We start from the raw sequence: 25,060 nt of genomic DNA on the forward strand, positions 1-25,060 counted from the left end.
ATGGCAAACTTACGCACGGTCGATTTGACTGTCGGCTATCAAAAACAAAAAATTGTGCAAAAGATAACAATCGACATCCCAGAAGGGAAGATCATTGGTTTGATTGGACCTAATGGTAGTGGCAAGTCGACTTTTCTAAAAGCATTAGCCCGAATCCTGCTACCTATGGAAGGGGAAGTTTATCTAAATGAACAGAATCTACAAACGATCAAAACGAAGGAAGTCGCAAGCCAGATTGCTTTGTTGTCACAAGTCAGTGATTCTTCCATCGGATTAACCATTCGAGAGATCGTTTCTTATGGTCGTTTTCCTTATCAAAAAGGGCTAGGTCGGTTGACCGCAAAAGATTATCAAGCCATTGAATGGGCATTAGCTGCGACAGATTTGACCGAACTAGCGGATGCTGGTATCCATACGCTTTCAGGAGGTCAGAAACAGCGGGTTTGGATCGCTATGGCTTTGGCACAAGATACAGAGATTGTTATCTTAGATGAACCGACGACTTTTTTAGATCCGGCACATCAACTAGAAGTGCTGTTATTGTTAAAGCGAATCAATGAAAAATATGGGAAAACGATCATTATGTCGATTCACGATCTGAATCATGCATCTCGATTTTCTGATTATATTTTTGCCTTAAAAGAAGGTCAATTAATGACTTGGGGGACACCAGAAGAAGTTTTGACCCATTCATGGCTCCAACAATTGTTCGCTATCGAAGCTGTTTTAGGTACGTTTCCCAATAGTTCGAAACCGTTGCTTTTGACCTATGAATTAGGAGCCAACACATGAAAAAATTTACGATTCTTTTGCTTGTTCTAAGCGGATTATTGGTCGCTGTGTTTTTTCTGGCATTGACGCAAGGGGCAGCTGATATTCCCTTAATAACTATTAAAGAGGCCTTTTACGCATTTGATCCAGAAAATCAAACCCATCAAGTGCTTAGAAATATCCGTTTGCCGCGGATCTGTGCTTCGTTTATTGTTGGCAGCAGTTTTGCTGTAACTGGTGCCATCATGCAAGGAGTCACCAAAAATTCGCTAGCAGATAGCGGTTTACTAGGAATCAATAGTGGGGCTGCAGTCGGATTAGCCGTTGCATTTATCTTGTTTCCCTCACTACAACCGAATCAGGCAGCGTTGTTTTCTTTCTTAGGCGCTTTTCTAGCTACTTCTTTTTTATTTTTGTTGACGAAGTATTCAAGGATCGGTATGACGCCGACTGGATTGATTCTAGCAGGTGTTGCATTGAGTTCTTTTTTTTCTGCGATTAGTCAAGTATTATCTTTACAATTTGATTTGAATCAAGACTTGGCCTTTTGGTTTATTGGCGGTGCAGCAAATGTAACGTGGACACAATTACAAGTGATCACCCCTATTTATCTGGTGGCGCTCTTCATCATCCTAGGACTCGGGAAATCTTTGAATTTGCTGGCTATGGGAGATGAGACGGCAATCTCTTTAGGCAAACATCCTGAACGGATTCGACTTGTTTCTTTAGCCGTAGTTGTTCTATTAGCTGGGATGGCTGTTTCACTGGTGGGACCGGTCAGCTTTATTGGATTGATGGTCCCTCATGTGATTCGCGGACTGATTGGCAAAAATTATCAAATGATCTTACCTTTGACGATAGTGGCGGGGGGAATATTGGTAATCTTAGCAGATTGGGTAGGACGAATCATTCAGCCACCTTTTGAAACGCCTTTTGGAATCATGATGGCTTTGATTGGGGTTCCTTTCTTATTAGTGAAGATTCGGAGGGAACAGCTATGAAGAAAAAAATCGGTTTCCTTTTTGTTTTGGTTCTTCTGGCGTTTTGTGGCAGTATCATGGTGGGAAAGACGTTCTTTTCTTTTGATCTCTGGCTCGCTCTTTGGCAGCAAACTCTAACAGCTAGCCAGTCATTGATATTCTTCGATTTCCGACTTCCTCGAGCAGTACTGGCACTGATTGCTGGAAGTGCGTTTGGCTTCTCAGGTTTTTTGTTACAGGGAGTAACCAGAAATGAGTTGGCGGATGCAAGTATTTTAGGAATCAATAATGGAGCTGGCTTATGTGTCATGCTCTACTTAGGCTTTTATGCCCAGGGCTCCCAGCTGTTACCACTAATTGGTATGATTGGCGGACTATTAGCTGCACTGCTAGTCTATGCTATCGCTTATAAACAGCGGCAGCTGCTTTCAATGGAGCGAATTTTATTATCTGGAATTGCTGTTAATGCTGGACTTGCTTCTGCGTCGTTATTATTGACTGTTCAATTGTCAAAAGAACGATATAGTTTTGTTACGGCATGGCTTTCGGGGACTATCTGGGGAACTTCGTGGACGCAAGTACTAAGTTTGTTGCCTTGGTTCTTGATTCTAGGATTGTTGGCATTCATGATTACACCTTTGATCAATTTACTGGGTTTTGGAGAAGAACAGGCGATCAGTTTAGGTGTTCCCCTAAATCTTTTGCGCACCGGTTTGTTGTTCGTAGCGATTGGCCTGGCCGCAAGCAGTGTTGGCTATACTGGAAACTTATCTTTTATTGGTTTATTGGCGCCCCATATCGCTAAACGATTGATTGGCAAAGAATCTCGTTGGGCATTGATAGCAGCGGGAATGATTGGTGCTATTTTGGTGCTAGTCAGCGACACGGTCGGCCGTCTTTTACTTCAAAGTGGCGAAATTCCTGCTGGTATCGTGATTGCGATCATTGGTGCTCCGTACTTTTTGTTTTTGCTGATTCGTCAAAAAACGTAGTCGTGAGAATTTTTTCACGATTGCGTTTGCTATTTGAGTCCGGTTTTTGGTACTATTCGGAGTAGGAGTTGGTTAATTATGGATAAAAAAATTTTGCGTGAACAAGGGCTAACCCGACTCAAGCAACTGGATCCACGAACAAAGCAAACCAAAGAGCAGATCATTCAGTCTTTGTTGTTTGCTTCCGAAGAGTGGCTCGAAGCAGAATCCATTGGCGTGATTCGGTCATTGCCGTTTGAATTTGATACAAAGCCGATTTTTGAGCGCGGATTTCACTCTGGCAAACAAATTGCCGTGCCACGTTCTGTGAGAAAGAAACTTCACTTTTATCAAGTGGAACCACAGACTGAATATCAGCTTTCCAGTTTTGGGGTAGAAGAGCCTCTTTCTCAAAAAAAAATCGATGCATTAGACCTGGATCTTTTGATCGTTCCTGGTTTGATTTTTTCTCATGAGGGATATCGGATTGGGTTTGGCGGCGGTTATTATGATCGGTTTCTGGCAGATTTCCAAGGGAAAACTGTGTCATTGGTTTTTGCAGAACAATTTGATGTCCGGTGGCAACCTGATTCTTTTGATATTCCGGTCCAGAAAATAATCACTGATAAAGTTTCTTTCGGAGAAAAAGGAGTAGACAATGAATAAACAAATGAAACGCTGGCTTAATCGTCCAATCTTTACTTATACGTTTTTAGCCATCCAGACGTTAGTCTTTATTATCGGCTATATTAGTCCGATGACTCAAGTGATGGGGGTGATGTTTGGCCCTTATGTTGCTTACATGAACGAGTATTGGCGTTTTGTAACGCCGATTTTCATTCACTTTGGTCTCGCTCATTTTGCAGTGAATTCTGTTATTCTTTATTTTATGGGTCAACAGGTGGAAGCGATCTACGGTCATGCTCGTTTCTTCATTTTGTATTTGATGAGTGGGGTTATGGGGAACGCGATGAGTTTTGCCTTTAATCAGGCCGGTGTCCAATCTGCAGGTGCGAGCACGTCATTGTTTGGTCTGTTTGGTGCTTTTCTGATTCTGGGACTCCACTTTAAGAATGATTACCAGATCCAAGCGATGGTTCGTCAATTTGCATTGTTCGTTGTCTTGAATTTCGTATTTGGTCTATTTGATCAATCGATTGATATTTGGGGACATGTCGGAGGAATCTTAGGAGGATTCATCTTAGGCAATGCATTGGCTTTACCAAAGAACTTCGGGAAATATTCGATTCATACCCGCATTCTTTCCGCCATTGTTATTCTTTTTTTACTGGCAGTTTTTGTGATATATGGTTTAAAAAAGTATCAAATACTTGTATAATAAGCAGGAAGTGTGTTTATGGAAACGTTATATGACGTACAACAACTATTGAAACAATTTGGTGTCTATATTTATGTTGGCAAGCGAATCTATGATATCGAGTTGATCCAGATGGAAGTCAAAAATCTTTATGACAGCCGTTTGATCGATCGAGATACCTATTTGACCGCTTGGCGCATTTTAAAGCGTGAACATCGGATTGAAGAAAGCCGGGAGGAAAATAAGTGATGGACAAAAAAATCATCGGGATTGATCTAGGAGGAACAACAGTCAAGTTTGCTGTGTTGACTTCTGAAGGAGAGATTCAACAAAAATGGAGCATCGATACCAATATTCTTGATGAGGGTTCCCACATCGTACCAGAGATCATTGCATCAATCAATCATCGTCTGGATTTGTATGGCATGAAAGCAGAAGACTTCATTGGGATCGGTATGGGGACTCCAGGAAGTGTCGATCGCAAAAAAGGAACAGTTATCGGTGCTTACAATTTGAATTGGAAAACGTTGCAACCTGTCAAAGAAGCGATTGAAAAAGGGACAGGGATTCCTTTTGCTATCGATAACGATGCCAATGTTGCTGCGTTAGGCGAACGCTGGAAAGGCGCAGGTGACAACAATCCCGATGTGATCTTTATCACCCTCGGTACAGGTGTTGGCGGTGGAATCATCATGGAAGGACAACTTTTGCATGGTGTAGCAGGCTGTGCAGGAGAAATCGGGCATATTACTGTAGATCCAGAAGGATTTGAATGTACTTGTGGGAAGCGTGGTTGTTTAGAGACCGTGTCAAGTGCGACGGGTGTCGTTCGGGTAGCAAGACATTTGGCGGAAGAGTATGCTGGCGATTCTGAATTGAAAAAAAATCTGGATAATGGCGAAGATATTTCCAGCAAAGATATTTTTGAAGCGGCCCAAGCGAAAGATCCGTTTGCATTGATGGTAGTAGATAAAGTCTGCTTCTATTTAGGCCTTGCTTGTGGAAACTTGGGCAATACACTGAATCCTTCAAGTATTGTACTGGGTGGCGGTGTCTCAGCAGCAGGTGAATTTTTACGTAGTCGTGTAGCAGCTTACTTTGCAGAATTCACATTCCCGCAAGTAACGGAAAGCACGGAAATCAAATTAGCTGAGTTAGGGAATGATGCTGGTGTGATCGGCGCTGCGTCATTAGCATTACAATTTGCAAAGTAGAGAGGAATAGGTAAGATGTCTGTTTGGAACTGGATTAATATTATTTTAGGATTGATTTTATTGGCAATCGCATTGAATTGGGCGTACTTCCAAATTATGGGAAGACGATCAGCCAAAATCATTTCCGAAGAAGAATTTAAAAATGGCATGAAAAAAGCACAAGTGATTGATGTGCGGGAGAAAAACGAGTTCGATGCCGGTCATATCTTAGGTGCACGAAATATCCCATTTACGGTATTAACCAATTCGTTTAGCGCATTTCGGAAAGATCAGCCCATCTACTTATATGATACCCGTAAATCTCTAAGTATCCGTGCTGCGAATAAACTTCGCAAAGAAGGGTTTAAAGAAATTTACATTCTAAAAGAAGGCTATGAAGGCTGGAGCGGAAAAACGAAAAAGAAAACTAGTTAATCAATCAAAAGACTGAGATCAATGATCAAACAAGATGTTCCTAAGAGGCGCGAGAATGAATCGTTAGAAACCATTCAGCAGCTGTAACTGAGAATCTTGTCATCATGGACTCGGTCTTTTTTTTTTGAAAGAATGTGTTAAGGTAGATTCAAAGGAGTGGAAGGAAATGATTAAAGTAAAACGTGTATACGAGGCTGCAGCACCCACAGATGGTTATCGGGTCCTTGTTGATCGAATCTGGCCAAGAGGCGTCAAAAAAGAAGTGGCGGCGATTGATTCTTGGTTGAAAGAGGTTGCACCTAGTACGGAATTGCGTAAATGGTTTGGTCATGATCCAGAGCGCTTTGATGCGTTTTGTCAAAGATACCTAGCAGAACTAAAAAAGAAGCCAGCCGATGATGCCTTTAGTGCATTGCAGCAAATAGTAAAAGACCATAAAACCGTGACATTGGTTTATGGTGCAAAAGATGAAACACATAATCAAGCGGTTGTATTAGCTGAAGAATTGAAAAAACTGCCATTGAAGTAAAATCTTCAATGGCAGTTTTTGTATTAACGAGAGACACTTTTACGCATAGCTCGTTTTCTTTTTTCTTCATTTAGTGCTTGTTGTTCGTCAATTGGATCGATCACTTGTTTTTTGACAGTCATAACTACGCTAGCAGCTGCTGCGATAGTTGCTACTGTACCAACTAAGAAACCTGAAAGAAATCGTTTCATTCTTCTCCACCTCGCCTTTATCTATTTATTTCTATTATGAAACAAAAGTACAAAAATATCAAAAATAAGCCCTTGTATCGTGAGTAAAGGATTGATAAAATTTAGTAAATATTTTATAATAAATTTACTAAATGAAATGAAGGAGCGAAAAAGATGGAACAGCTACAACAAATTTTTGCAGAAAAATTCGGTGAAAAAGGCACAGGATCGTATTTTGCACCAGGACGAATCAACTTGATCGGGGAACATACAGATTATAATGGCGGGTATGTCTTTCCAGCCTCTATCACGATAGGAACGTATGGTGTAGCACGAAAACGGGCAGATAAGCAAATACGTCTTTATTCGGAAAACTTCCCTGAAAAGGGGATCATCACTTTTTCCTTAGACGATTTGGAGTACCGCAAAGAAGACGACTGGACCAATTATCCTAAAGGTGTGATTCGCTATTTGAAAGCAGCGGGTCATGCAATCGACTCTGGTATTGAAATCGCTTTTTATGGCAATATTCCTAATGGTGCCGGCTTGTCTTCTTCAGCCTCCATTGAATTATTGACAGGAGTGATTCTTGATGATTTGTTCGGATTGGCGATCGAACGTTTAGAGTTGATTTTGACAGGGAAAAAAGTTGAGAATGAATTTATTGGGGTTAATTCAGGTATCATGGATCAATTTGCTATAGGAATGGGAAAAAAAGACCATGCATTACTGCTAGATACCAACACTTTAGCTTATGACCTTGTACCTGCAGAATTTGGGGACTATGTCGTAGCTATCATGAATACAAACAAGCGGCGGGAATTGGCAGATTCAAAATACAACGAGCGCCGTGGGGAGTGTGAAGAAGCATTAAAACGACTTCAAACGAAACTGAAAATCCAATCGCTTGGTGAATTGGACGAAGCAACATTCTTTGCACATACTTCACTGATTGAAGATCCAACCTTGATCAAGCGCGCAAAACATGCTGTAACTGAGAATCAGCGTACCTTAAAAGCTAAAGCGGCATTAGAAGCGGGAGATTTAGAATCTTTTGGTCATCTGTTAGATGCTTCTCATGCTTCTTTAAGAGATGATTATGAAGTTACGGGTATCGAGTTAGACACTTTGGTGGCAGCGGCACAAGAACAGCCAGCAGTTTTGGGAGCCCGAATGACAGGGGCTGGATTTGGTGGTTGTGCAATCGCTTTGGTGAAAAAAAGCGAGTGGGAAGCTTTTGCAACGGCTGTCAAAGAAAGCTATCGTGAAAAAATCGGCTATGAGACAGATATTTACCAAGCAAGCATTGATGATGGCGCGCGAAAACTGTAGAATGTAAGACGGATTCATTGAATAAATGAAAGAAAAGGATGATTAAGAATGGCTATTTTAGTATTAGGTGGCGCCGGATATATCGGCTCTCATGCAGTTGATCAATTGATTACGAAAGGATACCAAGCCGTTGTCGTGGATAACCTTTTAACAGGTCATCGTCAAGCAATCCATCCAGAGGCTGTTTTCTACGAAGGAGATATTCGAGACAAAGCATTTTTGCAAAGCGTTTTTGAGAAAGAGACGATTGATGGCGTGATCCATTTTGCCGCAAGCTCTCTTGTCGGTGAATCAGTTGAGAAACCGTTGAAATACTTCAACAACAATGTGTATGGGATGCAGGTATTATTAGAAGTAATGAAAGACAACAACGTTGATCATATTGTCTTTTCTTCTACTGCAGCGACTTATGGCGAGCCAGAACAAAGCCCAATCACAGAAGAAACACCTACAAATCCTAAAAATCCTTATGGGGAAAGCAAACTCATGATGGAAAAAATGATGCGTTGGTGTGATGAAGCTTACGGCATGAAATACGTCGCTTTACGCTACTTTAATGTTGCAGGAGCTAAATCAGATGCTTCAATCGGGGAAGACCATGATCCTGAGACTCATTTAGTTCCAATCATCTTGCAAGTCGCTTTAGGTCAGCGTCAGGAGCTAGCAATTTTCGGTGATGACTATGATACGCCAGATGGAACTTGTATCAGAGACTACGTACACGTAGAAGATCTATGCAACGCCCACATTTTAGCATTAGAATATTTGAAAAAAGGCAATCCTAGCAATGTTTTTAATCTTGGCAGCAACAATGGCTACTCAGTCAAAGAAATGTTGGATGCCGCGCGTACTGTTACGCAAAAAGATATTCCAGCGAAAGTAGCACCGCGACGTGCCGGAGATCCGGGAACATTGGTCGCTTCTAGTGATAAAGCAAAAGCGGTGTTAGGTTGGGAACCTAGTTACACCGATGTGAAACAAATAATTGAAACAGCTTGGAATTGGCACGTTAGCCATCCAGAAGGTTATCAAGACTAGGAGGCAACAAAATGACGCTCAGTCAAACAATCTGTGATTTCGTGACATTAGCGATCCAGGCTGGTGGTTGGATGGAAATGGATCGTATTTATTTACAAAATAGGATCCTTGGTATGATTGGTGAAGAAGACTTTGAATCAGCTACTGTACGACCGGTCGAAGAATCAGCCGTGGTATTGATGGATCAATTGGTCACTCAAGCAAAAAAAAATCAGGTGATCGGCGAGGCACTTGCTGAAACCGAAATCCTTGAAGCGCAATTGATGGATTTCTTGACGCCACCGCCTTCTGTGGTCAATGCTTTCTTTGCCCAGCACTATGCAAAAGACCCACAAGAGGCAACGGATTATTTTTACCATTTGTGTCAGCAAAATGATTACATCAAGACTCGAGCCATCAAGAAAAATATTGTTTTTCCGGTAATGACCGAGTATGGAGAATTAGAGATCACGATCAATCTATCCAAACCCGAAAAAGATCCGAAAGAAATCGCTGCGCAGCGAGCAGCAGCAGCGATCGATTATCCTAAATGTCTCCTTTGTTTGGAAAATGAAGGTTATAAAGGGCGGCTGAATTACCCGGCTCGAACAAATCATCGCATTATTCGGATGAATCTGGACGGCGAAGCGTGGGGGCTTCAGTACTCTCCGTATGCTTATTACAATGAGCATTCCATCTTTTTGTCTTTAGAGCATCGTCCGATGAAGATCACGCGCAAAACCTTTGACCGTCTATTGCAAATCATTGAGGTTCTGCCTCACTATTTTGTCGGTTCAAATGCTGATTTGCCAATCGTAGGTGGATCGATCTTGTCCCACGATCATTATCAAGGTGGACGGCATACATTTGCGATGGCAAAAGCACCCATTGAGAAAACATTCAAACTAACTGGTTTTGACGAGCTAACGGTGGGAATCGTTAAATGGCCGCTTTCGGTTATTCGGATTCAAGGTCGAGACAAGCAAAAAGTGGCTGCTGCTTCTGATTATATTTTGGCACAATGGAAAGAGTACTCAGATCCTTCCGTTTCGATCAATGCTTATTCAGAAGATGGCACACCGCACCACACCATCACACCAATTGCTCGAAAACAGGGCGAATACTTTGAAATGGATCTTGTTCTTCGGGATAACAATGTTTCTGACGAACATCCTGATGGTATTTTTCATCCTCATAAAGATGTTCAGCATATCAAAAAAGAAAACATTGGGTTAATCGAGGTGATGGGATTAGCGGTCTTGCCTCCACGTTTAGCAACGGAGTTAGAAGAAGTGAGGGCCTATCTTCTTGATCAGCCAAATCAAATTGCTGCTTATCATATTCCGTGGGCACAAGAGATGAAGGAAACCTACACCATCACTGAGGAGAATGTAACAGAGATTGTTTATCAAGAAGTTGGTGGGATTTTTGCAAAAGTTTTGGAATACGCAGGAGTTTTCAAGCGAGATGCATCCGGTCAGGCTGCATTCATGCGTTTTATCAATAAACTTTGAAGTTATTGAGATGACTTTGAAAGAATGGAGGCGCGGGAATGGCTACAATTAAAGATATTGCTGAACAGGCAGGCGTTTCACCAGCGACTGTTTCTCGTGTCCTCAATTATGACAGTGAGTTAGCCGTCAGTTCAGAAACTAAAGAAAAAATATTCAAAACCGCCGAAGCACTGAACTATACAAAGCATAAAAAGAAAAGCCAAGTCGAAAACGGTCGGATTCGTTTGATTCAGTGGTTTGATACCGAAGAAGAACTGGCCGATCTTTACTATTTAGCTATTCGGCTTGGGATTGAGAACAAGACGGAAGAATTGGGGATTCGCTTGTTAAAAGAATCGTTTGCTTCTATCAGTGAGACCCAAGTAGATGGAACGATTGCTTTAGGAAAATTTGATGCCCAGCAGATCGCACAATTAAAAAAGACGCAGCCTCATCTGCTACTCGTTGATTTTGACGGGCTGTCGGCTGGAGTGGATTCATTGGTAGTCGATTTTCAGCAAGCAGTGGATTTGGTCATTGATCATTTTGTTGCTAAAGGACATCAAAAAATCGGTATCTTATCTGGTATTGAATTTACAAAAGGAAGTCGACAAGAAATTGAAGATCCGCGGCTGACGCTATTCAAGGAACGACTGACACGCTTGCGTCTTTATGACGAAGGGTATCACATTGCAGCAGCGTTTACTGTCGAAGATGGATATCAGGCAATGAAACAGTTCTTGCAAGACGCCTTGCCACTGCCTACTGCGTTATTTGCTTCCAGCGATGCTTTAGCCATCGGAGCACTGCGGGCACTGCAGGAAGAAAAGATTCGTGTGCCAGAAGATATCTCCTTGATCGGCTTTAACGATGTCAGTGTTGCCAAGTATGTTTTTCCAACCCTTTCGACAATCAAAGTTCATACGGAGTGGATGGGAGAGTTGGCTGTAACCACACTACTTGAGATCATCAAGAATCCAGCTCCTGTTCCGCGAAAGGTCACCATCGCAACGGAGTTGATTAAACGTCAATCTACGAATCAATGATGGGGAAGTTCATCTGCAACAAATAGAAATGTCCTGAGAATCTATGGGAAAAAGTCTCCAGTAATGGAACAGTTTTCCGTCGCAGTCAGAAACTGTCGCGGCTGCCATAGATTCTTTGGCCATTTTTTTAGTTCACCAGTAACCATGCACCTATGAAAGCAAATAAGCAAAGTTTGGCATTTTATCAGAATATGGTAAAATATGAGTGAGTTTTTTGATTGGGGAGAAAAAGCAATGAAAACATTAGCGATCGATACATCAAATCAAACATTGGCCATTGCAGTCATGGATGGTCAGGAGATCCTAGGACAAAGTCAGACGATGGCTATCAAAAATCACAGCAGTGCATTGATGCCGGCAATCGATTTATTGATGCAATCTGTGGGGGTATTGCCGCAGCAGTTAGAGCGAATCGCAGTTGCCCAAGGTCCGGGATCTTATACAGGATTGCGGATCGGTGTCACGACCGCTAAAACATTAGCCGATACATTACATATCCCATTGGTGGGCGTGTCGAGTTTGAAGAACATAGCTGCGAATTGTGTTGGGGTTTTGAAAGTGATCGTGCCATTATTTGACGCACGTCGCAACAATGTCTATGCTGGTGGCTATCGTTGGCAGGAAGGGGAGCTGCAGTCAGTGATCCCTGACCAGCATGTGGCATTACCGACATTGTTGCATGCACTAGCTGAGTTGCACACAGAGGTACTTTTTGTTGGCGCTGATGCTGCAAAATTTGCCCCGCAAATCACTGAAGCCATGCCGTCTGCACAGATCAATCACGTTTCTTTGTGGAATTATCCGAATGGCGTCGTGTTGGCAGAATTAAGTGAAACAGAGGAACCCGTTTCGTCGATCCATGATTTTGTGCCAGAGTATTTGAAACTTGTTGAAGCGGAAGAAAAGTGGTTGGCATCTCATACTCCAGGAGCGGATACGTATGTTGAAAAAATTTAAATCTTTCAAAGGAAAGCTGACCCTTTTTCGTAAAGTTCAATACCCAGAACAGACGAAAACGATTCAGGATGAAACGTATGTGATTCGTGAAATCGTCGGCGAAGATATCAAAGAGTTACTGCAAGTGGAACGATTGGTGTATGCCGGCGAGCTGCCTTGGACCAAGAGCGCGTTTCTTTCAGAGATTTATTCGCGATTTAAGCATTTGTACTTGTGTATCTTACAAAATGAGCGCATGATCGGTTTTGCGGGCGTTCGTTTGTTGGGAGAAGATGCTCATATTACCAATATTGCTGTTATACCTGAATATCAAGGCCGAGGTGTCGGCTCTTTTTTGTTGACTGAAATCGAACAGTATGCGCGAAAAAACAAATGTGACCGAATTTCGTTAGAAGTGCGTTTAAGTAATCGTGACGCTCAGCGGCTTTATCGACAGCTGGGCTTTGTCTCGCGAGCGATCAAAACTGCCTACTATACAGAAGGAAATGAAGATGCATTGGATATGGTGAAATTTTTAAATGAATAAACTGTTGAATAAAGAAGAATTGCCTGCAAAAAGTGAAGAGCTGTTATGGCAATTGGCAGAAGCGAGTTACCAAGATGGCTCTCCCTGGACTTGTGAACAATTCAAGCAGGATTTGGCTGCTGTTGACAGTCACTATTTAGTACTCCAGCCAATGGAGGCATTTGTTAGTTACCGTCGGGTTTTAGATGAAGCTGAAATCTTTAATCTCGCAGTCTTACCGGAAAAAAAAGGACAGGGATTGGGGAAACTCTTGCTGCAAGCTGTTATTCAGTCTTGTCAATCTGCTGGCGTCGAAAGGATTTTTCTAGAAGTGCGGGTCCGTAATTTTCCAGCACAAGCCTTATACCTGCGAATGGGTTTTGAAATCATTGGGCGGCGCAAAAATTATTATAGTCATCCTCAAGAGGATGCATTGATCATGGAAAAGAAAGTGAGGCCAGCATCAATCAAATGAATGAATTGATTTTAGCCATTGAAAGCAGCTGCGACGAAACAAGTGTCGCTGTCATAATGAACGGGGACACGATTTTAAGCAATATCGTGGCTTCTCAAATTAAAAGTCATCAACGTTTTGGTGGCGTTGTCCCAGAAGTAGCTAGTCGACATCATGTGGAGCAGATTAATCTTTGTTTAGAAGAGGCACTGAAACAAGCAGAAGTGACACCAGAAGACTTATCCGCTGTAGCGGTCACGTACGGTCCAGGCTTAGTGGGGGCGTTGCTGATCGGTCTTTCGGCAGCCAAAGCGTTTGCCTGGGCGCATGGATTACCCTTGTTGCCAGTCAATCATATGGCGGGGCATATCTATGCGGCCCGTTTTGTCAAACCTCTGACCTTTCCATTGCTTGCCTTGCTAGTGAGCGGTGGACATACGGAGTTAGTTTATATGACAGAAGATGGTTCCTTTGAGATTATTGGCGAGACACGTGACGATGCTGCAGGAGAAGCATATGACAAGGTAGGACGAGTCTTAGGACTTTCTTATCCTAGCGGAAAAGAAATCGATCGTTTGGCGCATTTAGGTGAGGACACGTACCATTTTCCCAGAGCAATGATTCATGAAGACAATTTTGATTTTAGTTTTAGCGGATTAAAGAGTGCCTTTATTAATTTTGTCCATAATGCGCAGCAACGAGGAGAAACATTGGACGAAGCCAACCTTGCTGCTAGTTTTCAAGCAAGTGTTGTAGAGGTTTTGGTCACTAAGACGATTCGCGCCTGCAAGACTTATCCTGTCAACCAATTGATTGTTGCAGGTGGCGTTGCTGCAAACCAAGGCCTGCGTCAGGCACTAGATGAAGCAATGAGTGACCTGCCTGAGATTGACTTGATTATCCCACCTTTGCGTTTATGTGGCGATAATGCGGCAATGATCGGGGCCTTTGGGCATATTTTGTTAGAAAAAAAACAGTTTGCCCCACTATCTTTGAATGCTGTGCCAAGCCTAAGTTTTGGTCATGAAATGAAATAATCAAGCATTTGCTGCTCAACATTACAGAGAAGACCGTGGCGTCACCGGGATACGAATCCGAATGGCAGCCCACGGTCTTTTGTTTAATTATTTGGATAAAATTGATTAAAAATACGTAAAACTTGTATATATTGAATAAAAATCAGGAAAGATGTATACTGGCTAAAAAACATAGGCAAGAAAGGGTGCAAAAGAAATGAAATCCGTTTTTAAAGGTCGCAGTTTTTTAGCAGAAAAAGATTTTACCAGAGATGAATTGCAGTATCTGATCGATTTTTCATTACATGTAAAAGAATTAAAGCAAAAGAATATCCCGCATCGTTATTTGGAAGGAAAAAATGTCGCTCTTTTGTTTGAAAAAAATTCTACTCGGACACGAGCTGCCTTTACCGTTGCTGCCGTTGATCTAGGAGCGCATCCGGAATTTTTAGGAGCAAACGATATCCAGATGGGATCAAAAGAATCTGTTGAGGACTCTGCAAAAGTATTTGGTCGGATGTTTGATGGGATCGAATATCGAGGATTTAGCCAAAGAATCGTTGAAGACTTGGCGAAATATTCTGGTGTACCTGTCTGGAATGGATTGTCTGACATGTGGCACCCGACACAGATGATCGCAGACTTTATGACGATTCAAGAAAATTTTGGCAGTCTTGAAGGTCTGACGATCGCTTACTGCGGCGATGGAAGAAATAACGTTGCGCAATCCTTACTTGTGACTAGCAGGATTCTCGGTGTTGCTATTCGAATCATCGCACCAAAAGAATTACAGCCGGAACAGCAAGTCATCGAGCTGGCAGAGCAATTTGTCCAAGCATCACAAGCCGAAATTTTGATTACAGATGATGTGGCAGCTGTAGCAGGAGCAGACGTTGTTTATACCGATGTATGGGTTTCAATGGGAGAAGAAGCAAAATTTAAAGAACGAATCGACTTGCTGATGCCTTACCAAGTAAATGCCGAATTAATGAAAAAAACCAATAATGAACAAGCCATTTTCCTCCATTGTTTACCAGCTTTTCATGATACACAAACCAAATATGGGGCCAAAATCGCTGCTGATTTTGGCTTGAAGGAGATGGAAGTGACGAATGACGTTTTTCACAGCAAGCAAGCGCGCCAGTTCGATCAAGCAGAAAATCGCCTTCACTCTATCAAAGCCATTATGGCTGTCACCCTAGGAGATCTATTTATTCCAAAGGTTTAACTAGCGAAATCCATGCAAAGGCGAAAAACCGGCTAGCCAAACCGATTATTTTTTGTTATACTTTCTGGGAACAAAATAGTAGATAATCGATGAGCAAGAAGAGTAGCTTTTGTTTTTCAGCGAGTTCGGGAAGGTGTGAGCCGAACAATCAAGAAAGTGAAGCGCACTTGTGAGATTTTGCCTAGCAAACGGAATTCTGCCGTTATCAGAAATAAGTAGGTCTTTTAAGAATCATTCCTTAAAGGACAAATAGAGTGGTACCGCGGGAAATCTCGTCTCTAGTGCATGTGATGCACTAGAGGCTTTTTTTAGTTGTTCCGCATGTACATTCGCTGGGCATTGCTTTCGTATCGAAACAAATGGAGGGAAAGAAAATGAATAATAAACAAATCGTTGCACAAGCTATTTATGCCGCAGTCAAAGAAGATTTGACTTTAGAACAAGTCAGTCAATTGTTAGAAAATCCTAAAACTGCTGAACACGGAGACGTTGCTTTTCCTGCCTTTGCGTTAGCCAAAGTCTATCGCAAAGCACCGCAACAGATCGCTAGCGAACTGGCGGAAAAAATTGATCCAGCTTCTTTTGAAAAAATCGAAGTCGTGGGTCCATACTTGAACTTTTTTATGAATAAAGAAGTGATCAGCGAACACGTCTTACAAACCGTCTTGAAGGAAAAAAATCATTATGGAGATCAATCAATTGGCAATCAGCAGGCGGTTCCGATTGATATGTCTTCACCAAACATTGCGAAACCAATCTCCATGGGCCATTTGCGTTCGACGGTGATCGGTAATTCGATTGGCTTTATTCTTGAAAAAATCGGTTATCAGCCAATTCGGATCAATCATTTAGGAGACTGGGGAACTCAATTTGGGAAATTGATCGTCGCCTATAAAAAATGGGGTTCTGAAGAAGCAGTTAAAAAAGAACCAATCAATGAACTCTTGCGTTTATATGTTGAATTCCATGAACAAGCAGAAAATGATAAAGCGTTGGAAGATGAAGCTCGGGCATGGTTCAAGAAGCTAGAAGACGGTGATCAAGAAGCAACCGAATTATGGCAATGGTTCCGCGATGAGTCATTGCAAGAGTTCAACAAAATCTATGACATGCTGGAAGTAAGTTTTGATTCATTGAATGGGGAAGCCTTCTACAATGATAAAATGACGGAAGTCGTTGAACTTTTGGAAGAAAAACATTTATTACAAGAAGATCAAGGCGCAGAAATCGTTGATTTGACTGCCTATGATCTCAATCCAGCGTTGATCCGCAAATCTGACGGCGCAACATTATATATCACTCGGGATATGGCGGCAGCATTGTACCGCAAACGGACTTATAACTTTGCTAAGTCTCTGTATGTTGTCGGTAACGAACAAAGCTATCATTTTAAGCAATTGAAAGCAGTTCTTAAAGAAATGGGCTTCGATTGGTCAGATGATATGCACCACATCCCATTTGGTTTGATCACCAAAGATGGTAAGAAGCTGTCTACTCGTAAAGGAAAAATCGTTTTATTAGAAGAAGTATTGAATGAAGCCATCGAATCTGCGAAAGAACAAATCACAGAAAAAAATCCAGGCTTAGCGAACAAAGATGAAGTGGCAAAACAAGTGGGTGTCGGTGCGGTCGTCTTTCATGATTTAAAAAATGATCGCCTGAACAACTTCGATTTCACATTGGAAGAAGTCGTTCGTTTTGAAGGAGAAACCGGACCTTATGTCCAATATTCTCATGCACGGGCGATGAGCATTTTAGAAAAAGCACAATTTGATCCTGCCAATGCGCAAGCTCTTGCTTTGAATGATGCAGAGAGCTGGGAAGTGATCAAGTTGATCCAACGCTACCCAGAAACTATCTTACAGGCTGCAGATAAATATGAGCCATCAGTGATTGCTAAACATGCGATCAAATTAGCGCAAGCCTTCAATAAATACTATGCAAATGTCAAGATTTTAGCAGAAGATGCGCAGAAAGATGCTCGATTGGCATTGGTTTACGCTGTAACAGTCTTGTTAAAAGAAGATTTGCGTCTGTTAGGATTACATGCACCTGATAAAATGTAAATAAAAAAAAGATACCAACGGCAGCCTATATGCTTGCCACTGGTATCTTTTTTTCGATTCTTTAGAGAATAGCATGGGACTTGATATATTCAGTCAGCTTGATGGCATCTTCATTTGTACGGGAAATAACGGCTACTGTATCAAAGCCGGCGAGAGAACAAACTTTCTCAGGCATCGAAACTTCATCTAAAGCCGCTGCCAATAAAGGTGCATTGTCAGGGAGCGTATTGATTAGCGTCATAAATTGAACACGATCCACTTTGGTGACGACATCTTCCAGCATGTGAATCAGCCGTTGTTCTTCCGCTTTTTCATTTTCTTGAGTATTCATTCCTTGAAAGAGAACAAATTTTGTTTGTCCAGTCTCATCAGGCTGTTTGACAATTTTTAGATCACGGATATCGCGGGAGATCGTTGCCTGCGTAGCGGTTACTCCTTGTGCTTCGAGCAACTGCAACAGTTCTTCTTGAGTTCCCACACTATGTTCTGCAATAATCTGTTTGATCAATAAATGCCGGTCGGATTTACGCATAAATAGACTCCTTTAATTGAATTCTTCAGCATTATCATAGCAGAAAAAGGATTAAAAACCTAGGCTTTAGTCAGACTGAACACCCGTTGTTTGTAAGAAAAAAATGTAAAAGTAAACAGCTAGGTTTATGAGGAAAAGCAGTTGCAATTCTTTAGTAGCTACTGTATACTGTTTAAGGCGTGAGTTTTTTGACTCCGCAAATCCACATCTTGTTCCATCTGCGAAGCGGTGCTGATAATCAGTTCTTCGAAGAGCTAAAGAGCAAGAGAGGAAATCAAAAACCAAATTGGAGGAAACACATCATGGCAGTAATCTCAATGAAACAATTGCTAGAAGCCGGCGTACACTTTGGACACCAAACACGTCGCTGGAACCCAAAAATGAAGAAATATATCTTCACAGAAAGAAACGGTATCTACATCATCGACTTACAAAAAACTGTTAAGTTAGTAGATGCAGCATACGACTACATGAAAAACGTTGCTGAAGAAGGCGGAGTTGCTTTGTTCGTAGGAACAAAAAAACAAGCCCAAGAAGCAATCAAAGAAGAAGCAATCCGTTCAGGTCAATACTACGTAAACCATCGTTGGTTAGGTGGAACATTGACGAACTGGGAAACTATCCAAAAACGTGTTGCTCGCTTGAAACAAATCAACAAAATGGAAGAAGATGGCACATTTGATGTCCTTCCTAAAAAAGAAGTCGTTGGTTTGAACAAAGAACGCGAACGTCTTGAAAAATTCTTAGGCGGTATCGCTGATATGCCAAGAATTCCAGATGTAATGTACGTTGTTGACCCACGCAAAGAACGCATTGCGATCCAAGAAGCACGTAAATTAAATATCCCAATCGTAGCGATGGTTGATACAAACTGTGATCCAGATGAGATCGACGTAGTTATCCCATCAAACGACGATGCGATTCGTGCCGTTAAATTGATCACTGCTAAAATGGCAGATGCATTTATCGAAGGCAACCAAGGCGAAGACCAAGTAGTTGAAGAAGATTTTTCTGCTGAATCAACAGAAAATGCTACTTCAATCGAAGAAATCGTTGATGTTGTCGAAGGCGACAATGTATCAGCTGAATAAGAAATGATGGAGCTGTTTCAAAGGCTAGGCGCCAAGCCTCACTCTCCTTTGAAACAGCTTTTTTAAAAGGCAAGTTCAGGCTTGTTAAATGACATTTAGGAGGAAAACAAAAAATGGCAGAAGTAACAGCTAAATTAGTAAAAGAATTGCGCGACATGACTGGTGTAGGTATGATGGATGCAAAACGTGCCTTAGTTGAAGTCGAAGGAGATATCGAAAAAGCCGTTGATCTATTACGTGAAAAAGGAATGGCTAAAGCTGCAAAGAAAAATGATCGGATTGCTGCTGAAGGATTGGCATCTGTTGCTATCAACGGGAATGCTGCTGCAATCGTTGAAGTAAACTCTGAAACAGACTTCGTTTCTAAAAACGAAATGTTCCAAGATTTAGTTAAAGAAATCGCAGAAGTAATCGCTGCAAACAAACCTGCTGACATGGAAGCTGCTTTGCAGTTGGAAACATCAAAAGGTAAAATGGAAGCAGCATTGATCGAAGCAACTCAAGTTATCGGTGAAAAAATCAGCTTCCGTCGTTTTGAAGTTGTTGAAAAAGATGACAACTCTGCTTTCGGTGGCTACTTGCACATGGGCGGACGTATCGCTGTCTTGACTGTTCTTGAAGGAACAACAGACGAATCAGTTGCAAAAGATGTCGCTATGCACGTTGCTGCAATCAATCCTCGCTATGTGAATGAATCTCAAATCTCACAAGAAGAATTGGATCACGAAAAACAAGTTTTGACTGAACAAGCATTGAACGAAGGCAAACCAGCCAACATCGTTGAAAAAATGGTTGAAGGCCGTTTGAAAAAATTCAAAGCAGAAATCGCTTTGGTTGACCAACCATTCGTTAAAGATCCTGACATGACTGTTGAAAAATTTGTTGCTTCAAAAGGCGCAACAGTGAAATCATTTGTTCGTTTTGAAGTCGGCGAAGGTATCGAAAAACGCGAAGATAACTTTGTAGAAGAAGTTATGAGCCAAGTCAAAAAATAATTCTGTTCCTCGAACAGATGGGAACGCATGGAAGTGCGCTCCCTTTTTTTAAGCAAAAACCGATTTTCAAAAAAATTGCACAAATTCAAACAGAATGGCGCCAATATGCTACAATAGTATTGGAGAATGTACGGAGGAATCATCATGGGTAAACCAAAATATCAACGTGTTGTGTTAAAATTGAGCGGCGAAGCATTGGCAGGGGATGAAGGATTTGGTATCAAACCGCCAACGATCCAAGAAATCGTCAAAGAGATCAAAGAAGTCCATGAACTTGGTGTTGAAATGGCGATCGTAGTAGGCGGTGGTAACATTTGGCGTGGTCAGATTGGTGCACAAATGGGCATGGAACGAGCGCAAGCAGACTATATGGGAATGTTGGCAACGGTCATGAATGCATTGGCGTTGCAAGACACTCTTGAGAACGCTGGCGTACCGACTCGCGTCCAAACATCGATCGAAATGCGCCAAATCGCAGAACCTTATATTCGCCGTCGGGCAGAACGTCATCTAGAAAAAGGGCGTGTAGTGATCTTTGCTGGCGGCACAGGGAATCCTTATTTCTCAACAGATACTACGGCTGCCTTAAGAGCAGCTGAAATCAATGCAGATGTGATCTTGATGGCAAAAAATAACGTCGATGGTGTCTACTCAGCAGATCCAAAAATCGATCAAAGTGCAGTGAAGTTTGAAGAGCTTACGCATCTAGAAGTGATTTCGAAAGGATTGCAAGTCATGGATTCCACTGCAAGCTCATTAAGCATGGATAATGATATTCCGTTAGTTGTCTTTAATTTAAATGAACAAGGAAATATTCGCCGTGCAATCTTAGGAGAACATATTGGAACGACAGTAAGGGGGAAATAGAATGGCTGACAAAATTTTAACAGAAGCAAAAGATAAAATGAAAAAAGCAGCAGAAAACTTGCAGCGCGAGTTAGGACAAATTCGTGCTGGCCGTGCGAACGCAAGTATTTTAGACCGTGTGATGGTAACCTACTATGGTGTTCCAACACCACTAAATCAAATGGCATCAATCACGATTCCTGAAGCGCGTATTTTGATGATTACGCCTTTCGACAAAACAATGATCCAAGAAGTCGAAAAAGCGATCATGCAAAGCGACATCGGTATCACACCTGCTAATGATGGTACAGTAATCCGTTTAGTCATTCCGCAATTGACGGAAGAGCGCCGGAAAGAATTGGCAAAAGATGTGAAAAAAGAAGCGGAGAATGCGAAAATTGCTGTCCGTAATATCCGTCGTGATGCGATGGATGCTTACAAGAAGCAAGAAAAATCTGGCGATATCACGGTCGATGATTTAAGAGAATCAGAAAAAGAAGTTCAAACATTGACAGACAACAGTATTAAAGAAATCGATCAGATCGCAGCTGAAAAAGAACAAGAATTATTAGAAGTATAAGAAGCAGGGGCGCACAAGCGCCCTTTTTTTATTCCTAACAAAGAGAAAATGTTTTTGTTTTTCTTTAATATAGATTTCTTTTTTTACTTTTCATAGGCAAGAAATATGATTATTGTTATAATGAAAAAGATGAATTTTACGAAATGGAAGAGGAGCGAATCATATGTTGCGTTTTTTTCCACAAAAAGACAAATATGTTAAGGAAGAAACTGAATACGAACTTGATCCGGCATTACCTGTGCCTCAGCATATCGCGATCATTATGGACGGAAATGGCCGCTGGGCTCAGAATCGGCGTTTACCGCGGGTGGCAGGGCACAAAGAAGGGATGGAGACAGTGAAGACGATCACGACCCATGCCTCGCGGCTTGGAGTCAAAGTCTTGACATTGTACGCATTCTCAACGGAAAATTGGAAACGACCAAATGAAGAAGTCGATTACTTGATGCAATTGCCAGTTGATTTTTTTGACACGTTTGTACCAGAGCTGATCAAAGAAAATGTGAAGGTCCATGTGATGGGCTTTACTGAATATTTGCCTGCTCACACTCAAGATGCTGTCAATCGTGCCATCGAACAGACCAAGGAGAATACAGGAATGGTCCTGAATTTCGCTTTGAACTATGGCAGTCGTGCTGAAATGCTGCAGGCGATCCAAAAGCTGTATGAAGAACTAGACCACACACAGGAGACGGTGGAAATCACCGAAGAAATGATGGACCAGCATCTCATGACTGGTTTCTTGCCTGCTGCACTTCGCGATCCTGAATTGGTGATTCGAACGAGTGGTGAAGAACGGATCAGTAATTTTCTTCTTTGGCAAATTGCTTATAGCGAGCTCTTTTTCACTAAAGCATTATGGCCTGACTTTGATGCCCAATTGTTAGAAGCTGCCATCGGCAGTTTTCAACAGCGAAATCGGCGCTTTGGCGGGTTGAACAAGAAGGAGGACAAAAAGTGAAACAACGTGTGATCACCGCAGTGGTGGCATTAGCATTTTTTTTACCAGTTATTTATGTCGGTGGAATAGCCATCGAGTTGACGGCAGCTTTACTTGCCGGAATTGGTGTGTTTGAATTATTTCGGATGAAAGGACTAGCGGTTCTCAGTTTTGAAGGGGTGTTATCGATTCTTGGGGCTGTGATCTTAGTCTTACCTAAAGATCCTTGGTTTGCTTTCTTACCAGCAAATACAGATAAAAGTGCTTTGTTTTATCTGATTGTCTTGTTGTTGCTAGGGATCGCTGTCGTTTCCAAAAATATGTACACCATTGATGAAGCAGGTTTCCCCGTTTTAGTCAGTCTGTATGTGGGTGTCGGCTTTGAACGTTTCTTGACGGCTAGATTAGTACCAAACGGATTAGTTGTGCTGATTTTTGGCTTGTTTATTGTTTGGGCGACAGATATTGGTGCTTATATGGTTGGCCGCCGATTCGGCGCACATAAGCTATGGCCGGAGATCTCACCGAACAAGACCGTTGAAGGGGCATTGGGCGGAATTGTTTCGGCAGTCGTTGTGGCAGCTCTTTATTTGTTGGCATTCCCAGGCAACGATTACTTTGGCCATGGAAGTCTGATCATGATCGTATTGACGATTATTTTTTCGATTGCTGGTCAGTTTGGTGACCTTGTCGAATCAGCTATCAAGCGACACTACGGAGTAAAAGATTCAGGCAATATTTTGCCTGGCCACGGCGGGATTCTTGATCGTTTTGATAGTATGCTGTTTGTTTTTCCAATCATGTACTTATTAGGTGTTTTCTAAAGCAATCATTTAGTTAGTCTAGATAAACGAGCAATAATCACTTGCTTGACTAGATAAGTGCTAGATCATTAATTTGTTTGATCAGCTCCGCAGAAAGAAGACAATTTTTAACCTCATTTTAACCTTATTTCAACCTCTAAATGAAGCCTGTTTTCACGGGACCAGACATTTAGAGGTTTTTTAGTTCTCGACTACTTGGCGGTCGAAGCTTTTTTGACGGACCCCTGTGAAGAATGCGAGGATAAGGAAAAAAGAACACTCTTCCTGTTAAGGAATGTGTTGAGAGAAAGAGCCACAGTCTTTTTATGCGTGTTAGAGCTTGGTTCTTTAAATTCTTGTTACAATAACGCCGGAAGTTCCTCATTAGGTGTGGGTGTGATAAAATAAAGAAAGGTTTCCCCTTTAGCAAGAGGGAACAGTGAAAGCGAGGAAACAGAATGAAAACGATTCTTGTGTTTATTATCATATTTTCTGTTGTGGTCGTAATCCACGAATTTGGACACTACTTCTTTGCCAAACGTGCAGGGATTTTAGTTCGGGAATTTGCCATTGGAATGGGTCCAAAGCTTTTTGCCCATCAAGGAAAAGATGGAACGACTTACACGATTCGAATGTTACCATTAGGTGGCTATGTTCAAATGGCAGGCTGGGGCGAAGATGAGACAGAGCTGACACCAGGTATGCCGATCTCACTTGTGCAAGACAAGGATGGAAAAGTCATCAAGATCAATACTAGCAAAAAGGTGCAGTTGCCTCATGCGATTCCGATGGAAGTGGTAGACTTTGATCTCGAAGAAAAGTTGACGATTGCAGGGTACATCAATGGAAATGAACAAGAAAAAGTCGCTTATGCGGTCGATCATGATGCAACCATTATTCATGAAGACGGTGTGGAAGTAAGGATTGCACCGAAAGATGTTCAATTTCAGTCAGCGAAACTTTGGCAGCGAATGTTGACCAATTTTGCTGGACCGATGAATAACTTCATCTTAGCTTTTGTTTTATTCACAGGGTTAGTGTTTGCACAGGGTGGTGTACAAGATGTGAATACGACCAGCATCTCTGGTATCCAAAATGGTTCACCAGCCGCTGAGGCAGGCTTGAAAGATGGCGATGAGATCTTAGCAGTCAATGGCAAGACAGTATCCAACTGGCAGGAATTGAGCAGTGAGATCCAAAATTATCCTGACACGAAGATCCCCCTTGAAGTGAAGCGGGGAAGTGATACATTAACGATTGAAGCAACGCCAGAAGGGAAATATGCTGAAGGAGAAAAAGTAGGATTTATGGGAATCAGTCCTGGCTTGAAAACAAGTCTTGGTGACAAGCTATTAGGTGGCTTGAAATTGACCTTCAACAATGCTTTACTGATTTTCCGAGCTGTCGGTAATTTGATTGTACAACCAGATCTGGACAAATTAGGCGGTCCGGTGGCCATTTTCCAATTGTCCTCACAAGCAGCCTCACAAGGGGTAGCTTCTGTCGTCATGATGATGGCGGCGATCTCCATCAACTTAGGAATCTTCAATTTGTTGCCTATTCCAGGATTGGATGGCGGCAAACTCGTTTTGAACATTCTTGAAGGTGTCCGAGGTAAACCGATCAGTCAAGAAAAAGAAGGAATCATCACGTTAATTGGGTTTGGTTTTTTGATGTTGCTGATGGTGTTAGTGACTTGGAATGATATTCAGCGCTTTTTCTTTTGATTAGAGGAAGCAGCTGATATGGGCCAAGCAGGGTGTATGGTATAGCAAAGTGTTTGCAGCAAAGG

28 protein-coding genes and 1 other annotated feature are annotated in these 25,060 nt (G+C 41.9%); of the genes, 26 read left to right on the forward strand and 2 right to left on the reverse strand.

Annotated elements, in window-relative coordinates; translation table 11 throughout:
- The 9 genes from EGX73_RS10610 to EGX73_RS10650 all read left to right on the forward strand — a co-directional run bounded on the left by EGX73_RS10610 (position 1) and on the right by EGX73_RS10650 (position 6,197).
- Entirely contained in the window at positions 1-792 is a 792-nt protein-coding gene (locus EGX73_RS10610; protein ID WP_003126842.1) for an ABC transporter ATP-binding protein, read from the forward strand.
- On the forward strand, positions 789-1,772 hold the full coding sequence (locus EGX73_RS10615; RefSeq protein ID WP_003126843.1) for an iron ABC transporter permease: 984 nt from the start codon (positions 789-791) through the stop codon (positions 1,770-1,772). Before EGX73_RS10610 ends, EGX73_RS10615 begins: the two co-directional genes overlap by 4 nt.
- Positions 1,769-2,743 carry an iron ABC transporter permease gene (locus EGX73_RS10620; RefSeq protein WP_029487021.1) on the forward strand — a complete coding sequence of 325 codons (975 nt, stop codon included), beginning with the start codon at positions 1,769-1,771 and terminating at the stop codon, positions 2,741-2,743. Before EGX73_RS10615 ends, EGX73_RS10620 begins: the two co-directional genes overlap by 4 nt.
- A 78-nt stretch (positions 2,744-2,821) precedes the next feature.
- The gene (locus EGX73_RS10625) at positions 2,822-3,388 is read left to right on the forward strand and encodes a 5-formyltetrahydrofolate cyclo-ligase (protein WP_005472181.1); all 567 of its coding nucleotides are present in this window, start codon (positions 2,822-2,824) and stop codon (positions 3,386-3,388) included.
- Positions 3,381-4,061, forward strand: coding sequence for a rhomboid family intramembrane serine protease (locus EGX73_RS10630; protein WP_123866936.1), 681 nt, complete (start codon positions 3,381-3,383; stop codon positions 4,059-4,061). Before EGX73_RS10625 ends, EGX73_RS10630 begins: the two co-directional genes overlap by 8 nt.
- 18 nt (positions 4,062-4,079) lie before the next feature.
- Positions 4,080-4,289 (forward strand): YqgQ family protein, encoded by a 210-nt coding sequence (locus EGX73_RS10635; protein WP_005472182.1) that lies wholly within the window; start codon positions 4,080-4,082, stop codon positions 4,287-4,289.
- Positions 4,289-5,254, forward strand: coding sequence for an ROK family glucokinase (locus EGX73_RS10640; protein WP_005472183.1), 966 nt, complete (start codon positions 4,289-4,291; stop codon positions 5,252-5,254). Before EGX73_RS10635 ends, EGX73_RS10640 begins: the two co-directional genes overlap by 1 nt.
- Before the next feature lie 15 nt (positions 5,255-5,269).
- Positions 5,270-5,668: a rhodanese-like domain-containing protein gene (locus EGX73_RS10645; RefSeq protein WP_005472184.1), complete on the forward strand. Its 399-nt coding sequence runs from the start codon at positions 5,270-5,272 to the stop codon at positions 5,666-5,668.
- Between the two features lie 166 nt (positions 5,669-5,834).
- Positions 5,835-6,197, forward strand: coding sequence for a DUF488 domain-containing protein (locus EGX73_RS10650; RefSeq protein WP_005472185.1), 363 nt, complete (start codon positions 5,835-5,837; stop codon positions 6,195-6,197).
- A gap of 23 nt (positions 6,198-6,220) precedes the next feature.
- Here EGX73_RS10650 and EGX73_RS10655 read toward each other — a convergent pair whose 3' ends face one another.
- Entirely contained in the window at positions 6,221-6,388 is a 168-nt protein-coding gene (locus tag EGX73_RS10655) for a DUF3042 family protein (RefSeq protein ID WP_003126853.1), read from the reverse strand.
- A 153-nt stretch (positions 6,389-6,541) separates the two neighbouring features.
- On the opposite strand from EGX73_RS10655, the gene EGX73_RS10660 reads away from it, so the two are divergent.
- From EGX73_RS10660 to argS, 10 genes are all read left to right on the forward strand, one after another.
- The gene (locus tag EGX73_RS10660) at positions 6,542-7,699 is read left to right on the forward strand and encodes a galactokinase (protein ID WP_003126854.1); all 1,158 of its coding nucleotides are present in this window, start codon (positions 6,542-6,544) and stop codon (positions 7,697-7,699) included.
- A 48-nt stretch (positions 7,700-7,747) separates the two neighbouring features.
- A complete protein-coding gene (galE, locus tag EGX73_RS10665; protein ID WP_021151224.1) occupies positions 7,748-8,737 on the forward strand; it encodes a UDP-glucose 4-epimerase GalE in 990 nt (329 codons plus the stop codon).
- A gap of 11 nt (positions 8,738-8,748) precedes the next feature.
- The gene (gene galT / locus EGX73_RS10670; protein ID WP_029487019.1) at positions 8,749-10,230 is read left to right on the forward strand and encodes a UDP-glucose--hexose-1-phosphate uridylyltransferase; all 1,482 of its coding nucleotides are present in this window, start codon (positions 8,749-8,751) and stop codon (positions 10,228-10,230) included.
- Between the two features lie 38 nt (positions 10,231-10,268).
- Positions 10,269-11,255: a LacI family DNA-binding transcriptional regulator gene (locus EGX73_RS10675; RefSeq protein ID WP_003126857.1), complete on the forward strand. Its 987-nt coding sequence runs from the start codon at positions 10,269-10,271 to the stop codon at positions 11,253-11,255.
- Positions 11,256-11,489: 234 nt separating this feature from the next.
- On the forward strand, positions 11,490-12,212 hold the full coding sequence (gene tsaB / locus EGX73_RS10680) for a tRNA (adenosine(37)-N6)-threonylcarbamoyltransferase complex dimerization subunit type 1 TsaB (RefSeq protein ID WP_005472189.1): 723 nt from the start codon (positions 11,490-11,492) through the stop codon (positions 12,210-12,212).
- Positions 12,196-12,738 (forward strand): ribosomal protein S18-alanine N-acetyltransferase, encoded by a 543-nt coding sequence (gene rimI / locus EGX73_RS10685; RefSeq protein ID WP_021151217.1) that lies wholly within the window; start codon positions 12,196-12,198, stop codon positions 12,736-12,738. The genes tsaB and rimI (EGX73_RS10685) overlap by 17 nt, the downstream gene beginning before the upstream one ends.
- Positions 12,731-13,192 (forward strand): ribosomal protein S18-alanine N-acetyltransferase, encoded by a 462-nt coding sequence (gene rimI, locus EGX73_RS10690; protein WP_003126862.1) that lies wholly within the window; start codon positions 12,731-12,733, stop codon positions 13,190-13,192. The genes rimI (EGX73_RS10685) and rimI (EGX73_RS10690) overlap by 8 nt, the downstream gene beginning before the upstream one ends.
- Positions 13,189-14,208, forward strand: coding sequence for a tRNA (adenosine(37)-N6)-threonylcarbamoyltransferase complex transferase subunit TsaD (gene tsaD, locus EGX73_RS10695; RefSeq protein ID WP_123866937.1), 1,020 nt, complete (start codon positions 13,189-13,191; stop codon positions 14,206-14,208). The genes rimI (EGX73_RS10690) and tsaD overlap by 4 nt, the downstream gene beginning before the upstream one ends.
- A gap of 196 nt (positions 14,209-14,404) precedes the next feature.
- Positions 14,405-15,415, forward strand: a complete 1,011-nt coding sequence (gene argF / locus EGX73_RS10700; protein WP_021151215.1) for an ornithine carbamoyltransferase — start codon at positions 14,405-14,407, stop codon at positions 15,413-15,415.
- A gap of 80 nt (positions 15,416-15,495) precedes the next feature.
- Positions 15,496-15,698, forward strand: a binding site (T-box leader).
- A 91-nt stretch (positions 15,699-15,789) separates the two neighbouring features.
- Positions 15,790-17,481, forward strand: a complete 1,692-nt coding sequence (gene argS / locus EGX73_RS10705; RefSeq protein ID WP_003126865.1) for an arginine--tRNA ligase — start codon at positions 15,790-15,792, stop codon at positions 17,479-17,481.
- 61 nt (positions 17,482-17,542) lie between these two features.
- Here the strand turns inward: argS and EGX73_RS10710 are convergent, their stop codons facing one another.
- On the reverse strand, positions 17,543-18,013 hold the full coding sequence (locus EGX73_RS10710; protein WP_005472195.1) for an arginine repressor: 471 nt from the start codon (positions 18,011-18,013) through the stop codon (positions 17,543-17,545).
- 302 nt (positions 18,014-18,315) lie between these two features.
- Between EGX73_RS10710 and rpsB the strand changes: the two genes are divergently transcribed.
- The 7 genes from rpsB (at position 18,316) to rseP (ending at position 24,995) form a co-directional block, all read left to right on the forward strand.
- On the forward strand, positions 18,316-19,104 hold the full coding sequence (rpsB, locus tag EGX73_RS10715) for a 30S ribosomal protein S2 (RefSeq protein WP_003126867.1): 789 nt from the start codon (positions 18,316-18,318) through the stop codon (positions 19,102-19,104).
- A gap of 113 nt (positions 19,105-19,217) precedes the next feature.
- Positions 19,218-20,099: a translation elongation factor Ts gene (gene tsf, locus EGX73_RS10720; protein WP_005472197.1), complete on the forward strand. Its 882-nt coding sequence runs from the start codon at positions 19,218-19,220 to the stop codon at positions 20,097-20,099.
- A gap of 144 nt (positions 20,100-20,243) precedes the next feature.
- Entirely contained in the window at positions 20,244-20,966 is a 723-nt protein-coding gene (pyrH, locus tag EGX73_RS10725; protein ID WP_003126869.1) for a UMP kinase, read from the forward strand.
- 1 nt (position 20,967) lies between these two features.
- Positions 20,968-21,525: a ribosome recycling factor gene (frr, locus tag EGX73_RS10730; protein ID WP_003126870.1), complete on the forward strand. Its 558-nt coding sequence runs from the start codon at positions 20,968-20,970 to the stop codon at positions 21,523-21,525.
- Between the two features lie 163 nt (positions 21,526-21,688).
- On the forward strand, positions 21,689-22,486 hold the full coding sequence (locus EGX73_RS10735) for an isoprenyl transferase (protein ID WP_003126871.1): 798 nt from the start codon (positions 21,689-21,691) through the stop codon (positions 22,484-22,486).
- A complete protein-coding gene (locus tag EGX73_RS10740; protein ID WP_003126872.1) occupies positions 22,483-23,289 on the forward strand; it encodes a phosphatidate cytidylyltransferase in 807 nt (268 codons plus the stop codon). The genes EGX73_RS10735 and EGX73_RS10740 overlap by 4 nt, the downstream gene beginning before the upstream one ends.
- Before the next feature lie 437 nt (positions 23,290-23,726).
- Positions 23,727-24,995, forward strand: coding sequence for an RIP metalloprotease RseP (rseP, locus tag EGX73_RS10745; protein WP_003126873.1), 1,269 nt, complete (start codon positions 23,727-23,729; stop codon positions 24,993-24,995).
- Positions 24,996-25,060 lie beyond the last annotated feature (65 nt).

Source organism: Enterococcus sp. FDAARGOS_553 (assembly GCF_003812305.1).
Classification (GTDB): domain Bacteria; phylum Bacillota; class Bacilli; order Lactobacillales; family Enterococcaceae; genus Enterococcus_D; species Enterococcus_D gallinarum.

Excerpts from the sequence above, each read along its gene's own strand:
- EGX73_RS10610 (WP_003126842.1), top strand. The coding sequence starts at position 1 with ATGGCAAACTTACGCACGGTCGATTTGACTGTCGGCTATCAAAAACAA.
- EGX73_RS10615 (WP_003126843.1), top strand. The coding sequence starts at position 789 with ATGAAAAAATTTACGATTCTTTTGCTTGTTCTAAGCGGATTATTGGTC.
- EGX73_RS10620 (WP_029487021.1), top strand. The coding sequence starts at position 1,769 with ATGAAGAAAAAAATCGGTTTCCTTTTTGTTTTGGTTCTTCTGGCGTTT.
- EGX73_RS10625 (WP_005472181.1), top strand. The coding sequence starts at position 2,822 with ATGGATAAAAAAATTTTGCGTGAACAAGGGCTAACCCGACTCAAGCAA.
- EGX73_RS10630 (WP_123866936.1), top strand. The coding sequence starts at position 3,381 with ATGAATAAACAAATGAAACGCTGGCTTAATCGTCCAATCTTTACTTAT.
- EGX73_RS10635 (WP_005472182.1), top strand. The coding sequence starts at position 4,080 with ATGGAAACGTTATATGACGTACAACAACTATTGAAACAATTTGGTGTC.
- EGX73_RS10640 (WP_005472183.1), top strand. The coding sequence starts at position 4,289 with ATGGACAAAAAAATCATCGGGATTGATCTAGGAGGAACAACAGTCAAG.
- EGX73_RS10645 (WP_005472184.1), top strand. The coding sequence starts at position 5,270 with ATGTCTGTTTGGAACTGGATTAATATTATTTTAGGATTGATTTTATTG.
- EGX73_RS10650 (WP_005472185.1), top strand. The coding sequence starts at position 5,835 with ATGATTAAAGTAAAACGTGTATACGAGGCTGCAGCACCCACAGATGGT.
- EGX73_RS10655 (WP_003126853.1), bottom strand. The coding sequence starts at position 6,388 with ATGAAACGATTTCTTTCAGGTTTCTTAGTTGGTACAGTAGCAACTATC.
- EGX73_RS10660 (WP_003126854.1), top strand. The coding sequence starts at position 6,542 with ATGGAACAGCTACAACAAATTTTTGCAGAAAAATTCGGTGAAAAAGGC.
- galE (WP_021151224.1), top strand. The coding sequence starts at position 7,748 with ATGGCTATTTTAGTATTAGGTGGCGCCGGATATATCGGCTCTCATGCA.
- galT (WP_029487019.1), top strand. The coding sequence starts at position 8,749 with ATGACGCTCAGTCAAACAATCTGTGATTTCGTGACATTAGCGATCCAG.
- EGX73_RS10675 (WP_003126857.1), top strand. The coding sequence starts at position 10,269 with ATGGCTACAATTAAAGATATTGCTGAACAGGCAGGCGTTTCACCAGCG.
- tsaB (WP_005472189.1), top strand. The coding sequence starts at position 11,490 with ATGAAAACATTAGCGATCGATACATCAAATCAAACATTGGCCATTGCA.
- rimI (WP_021151217.1), top strand. The coding sequence starts at position 12,196 with ATGTTGAAAAAATTTAAATCTTTCAAAGGAAAGCTGACCCTTTTTCGT.
- rimI (WP_003126862.1), top strand. The coding sequence starts at position 12,731 with ATGAATAAACTGTTGAATAAAGAAGAATTGCCTGCAAAAAGTGAAGAG.
- tsaD (WP_123866937.1), top strand. The coding sequence starts at position 13,189 with ATGAATGAATTGATTTTAGCCATTGAAAGCAGCTGCGACGAAACAAGT.
- argF (WP_021151215.1), top strand. The coding sequence starts at position 14,405 with ATGAAATCCGTTTTTAAAGGTCGCAGTTTTTTAGCAGAAAAAGATTTT.
- argS (WP_003126865.1), top strand. The coding sequence starts at position 15,790 with ATGAATAATAAACAAATCGTTGCACAAGCTATTTATGCCGCAGTCAAA.
- EGX73_RS10710 (WP_005472195.1), bottom strand. The coding sequence starts at position 18,013 with ATGCGTAAATCCGACCGGCATTTATTGATCAAACAGATTATTGCAGAA.
- rpsB (WP_003126867.1), top strand. The coding sequence starts at position 18,316 with ATGGCAGTAATCTCAATGAAACAATTGCTAGAAGCCGGCGTACACTTT.
- tsf (WP_005472197.1), top strand. The coding sequence starts at position 19,218 with ATGGCAGAAGTAACAGCTAAATTAGTAAAAGAATTGCGCGACATGACT.
- pyrH (WP_003126869.1), top strand. The coding sequence starts at position 20,244 with ATGGGTAAACCAAAATATCAACGTGTTGTGTTAAAATTGAGCGGCGAA.
- frr (WP_003126870.1), top strand. The coding sequence starts at position 20,968 with ATGGCTGACAAAATTTTAACAGAAGCAAAAGATAAAATGAAAAAAGCA.
- EGX73_RS10735 (WP_003126871.1), top strand. The coding sequence starts at position 21,689 with ATGTTGCGTTTTTTTCCACAAAAAGACAAATATGTTAAGGAAGAAACT.
- rseP (WP_003126873.1), top strand. The coding sequence starts at position 23,727 with ATGAAAACGATTCTTGTGTTTATTATCATATTTTCTGTTGTGGTCGTA.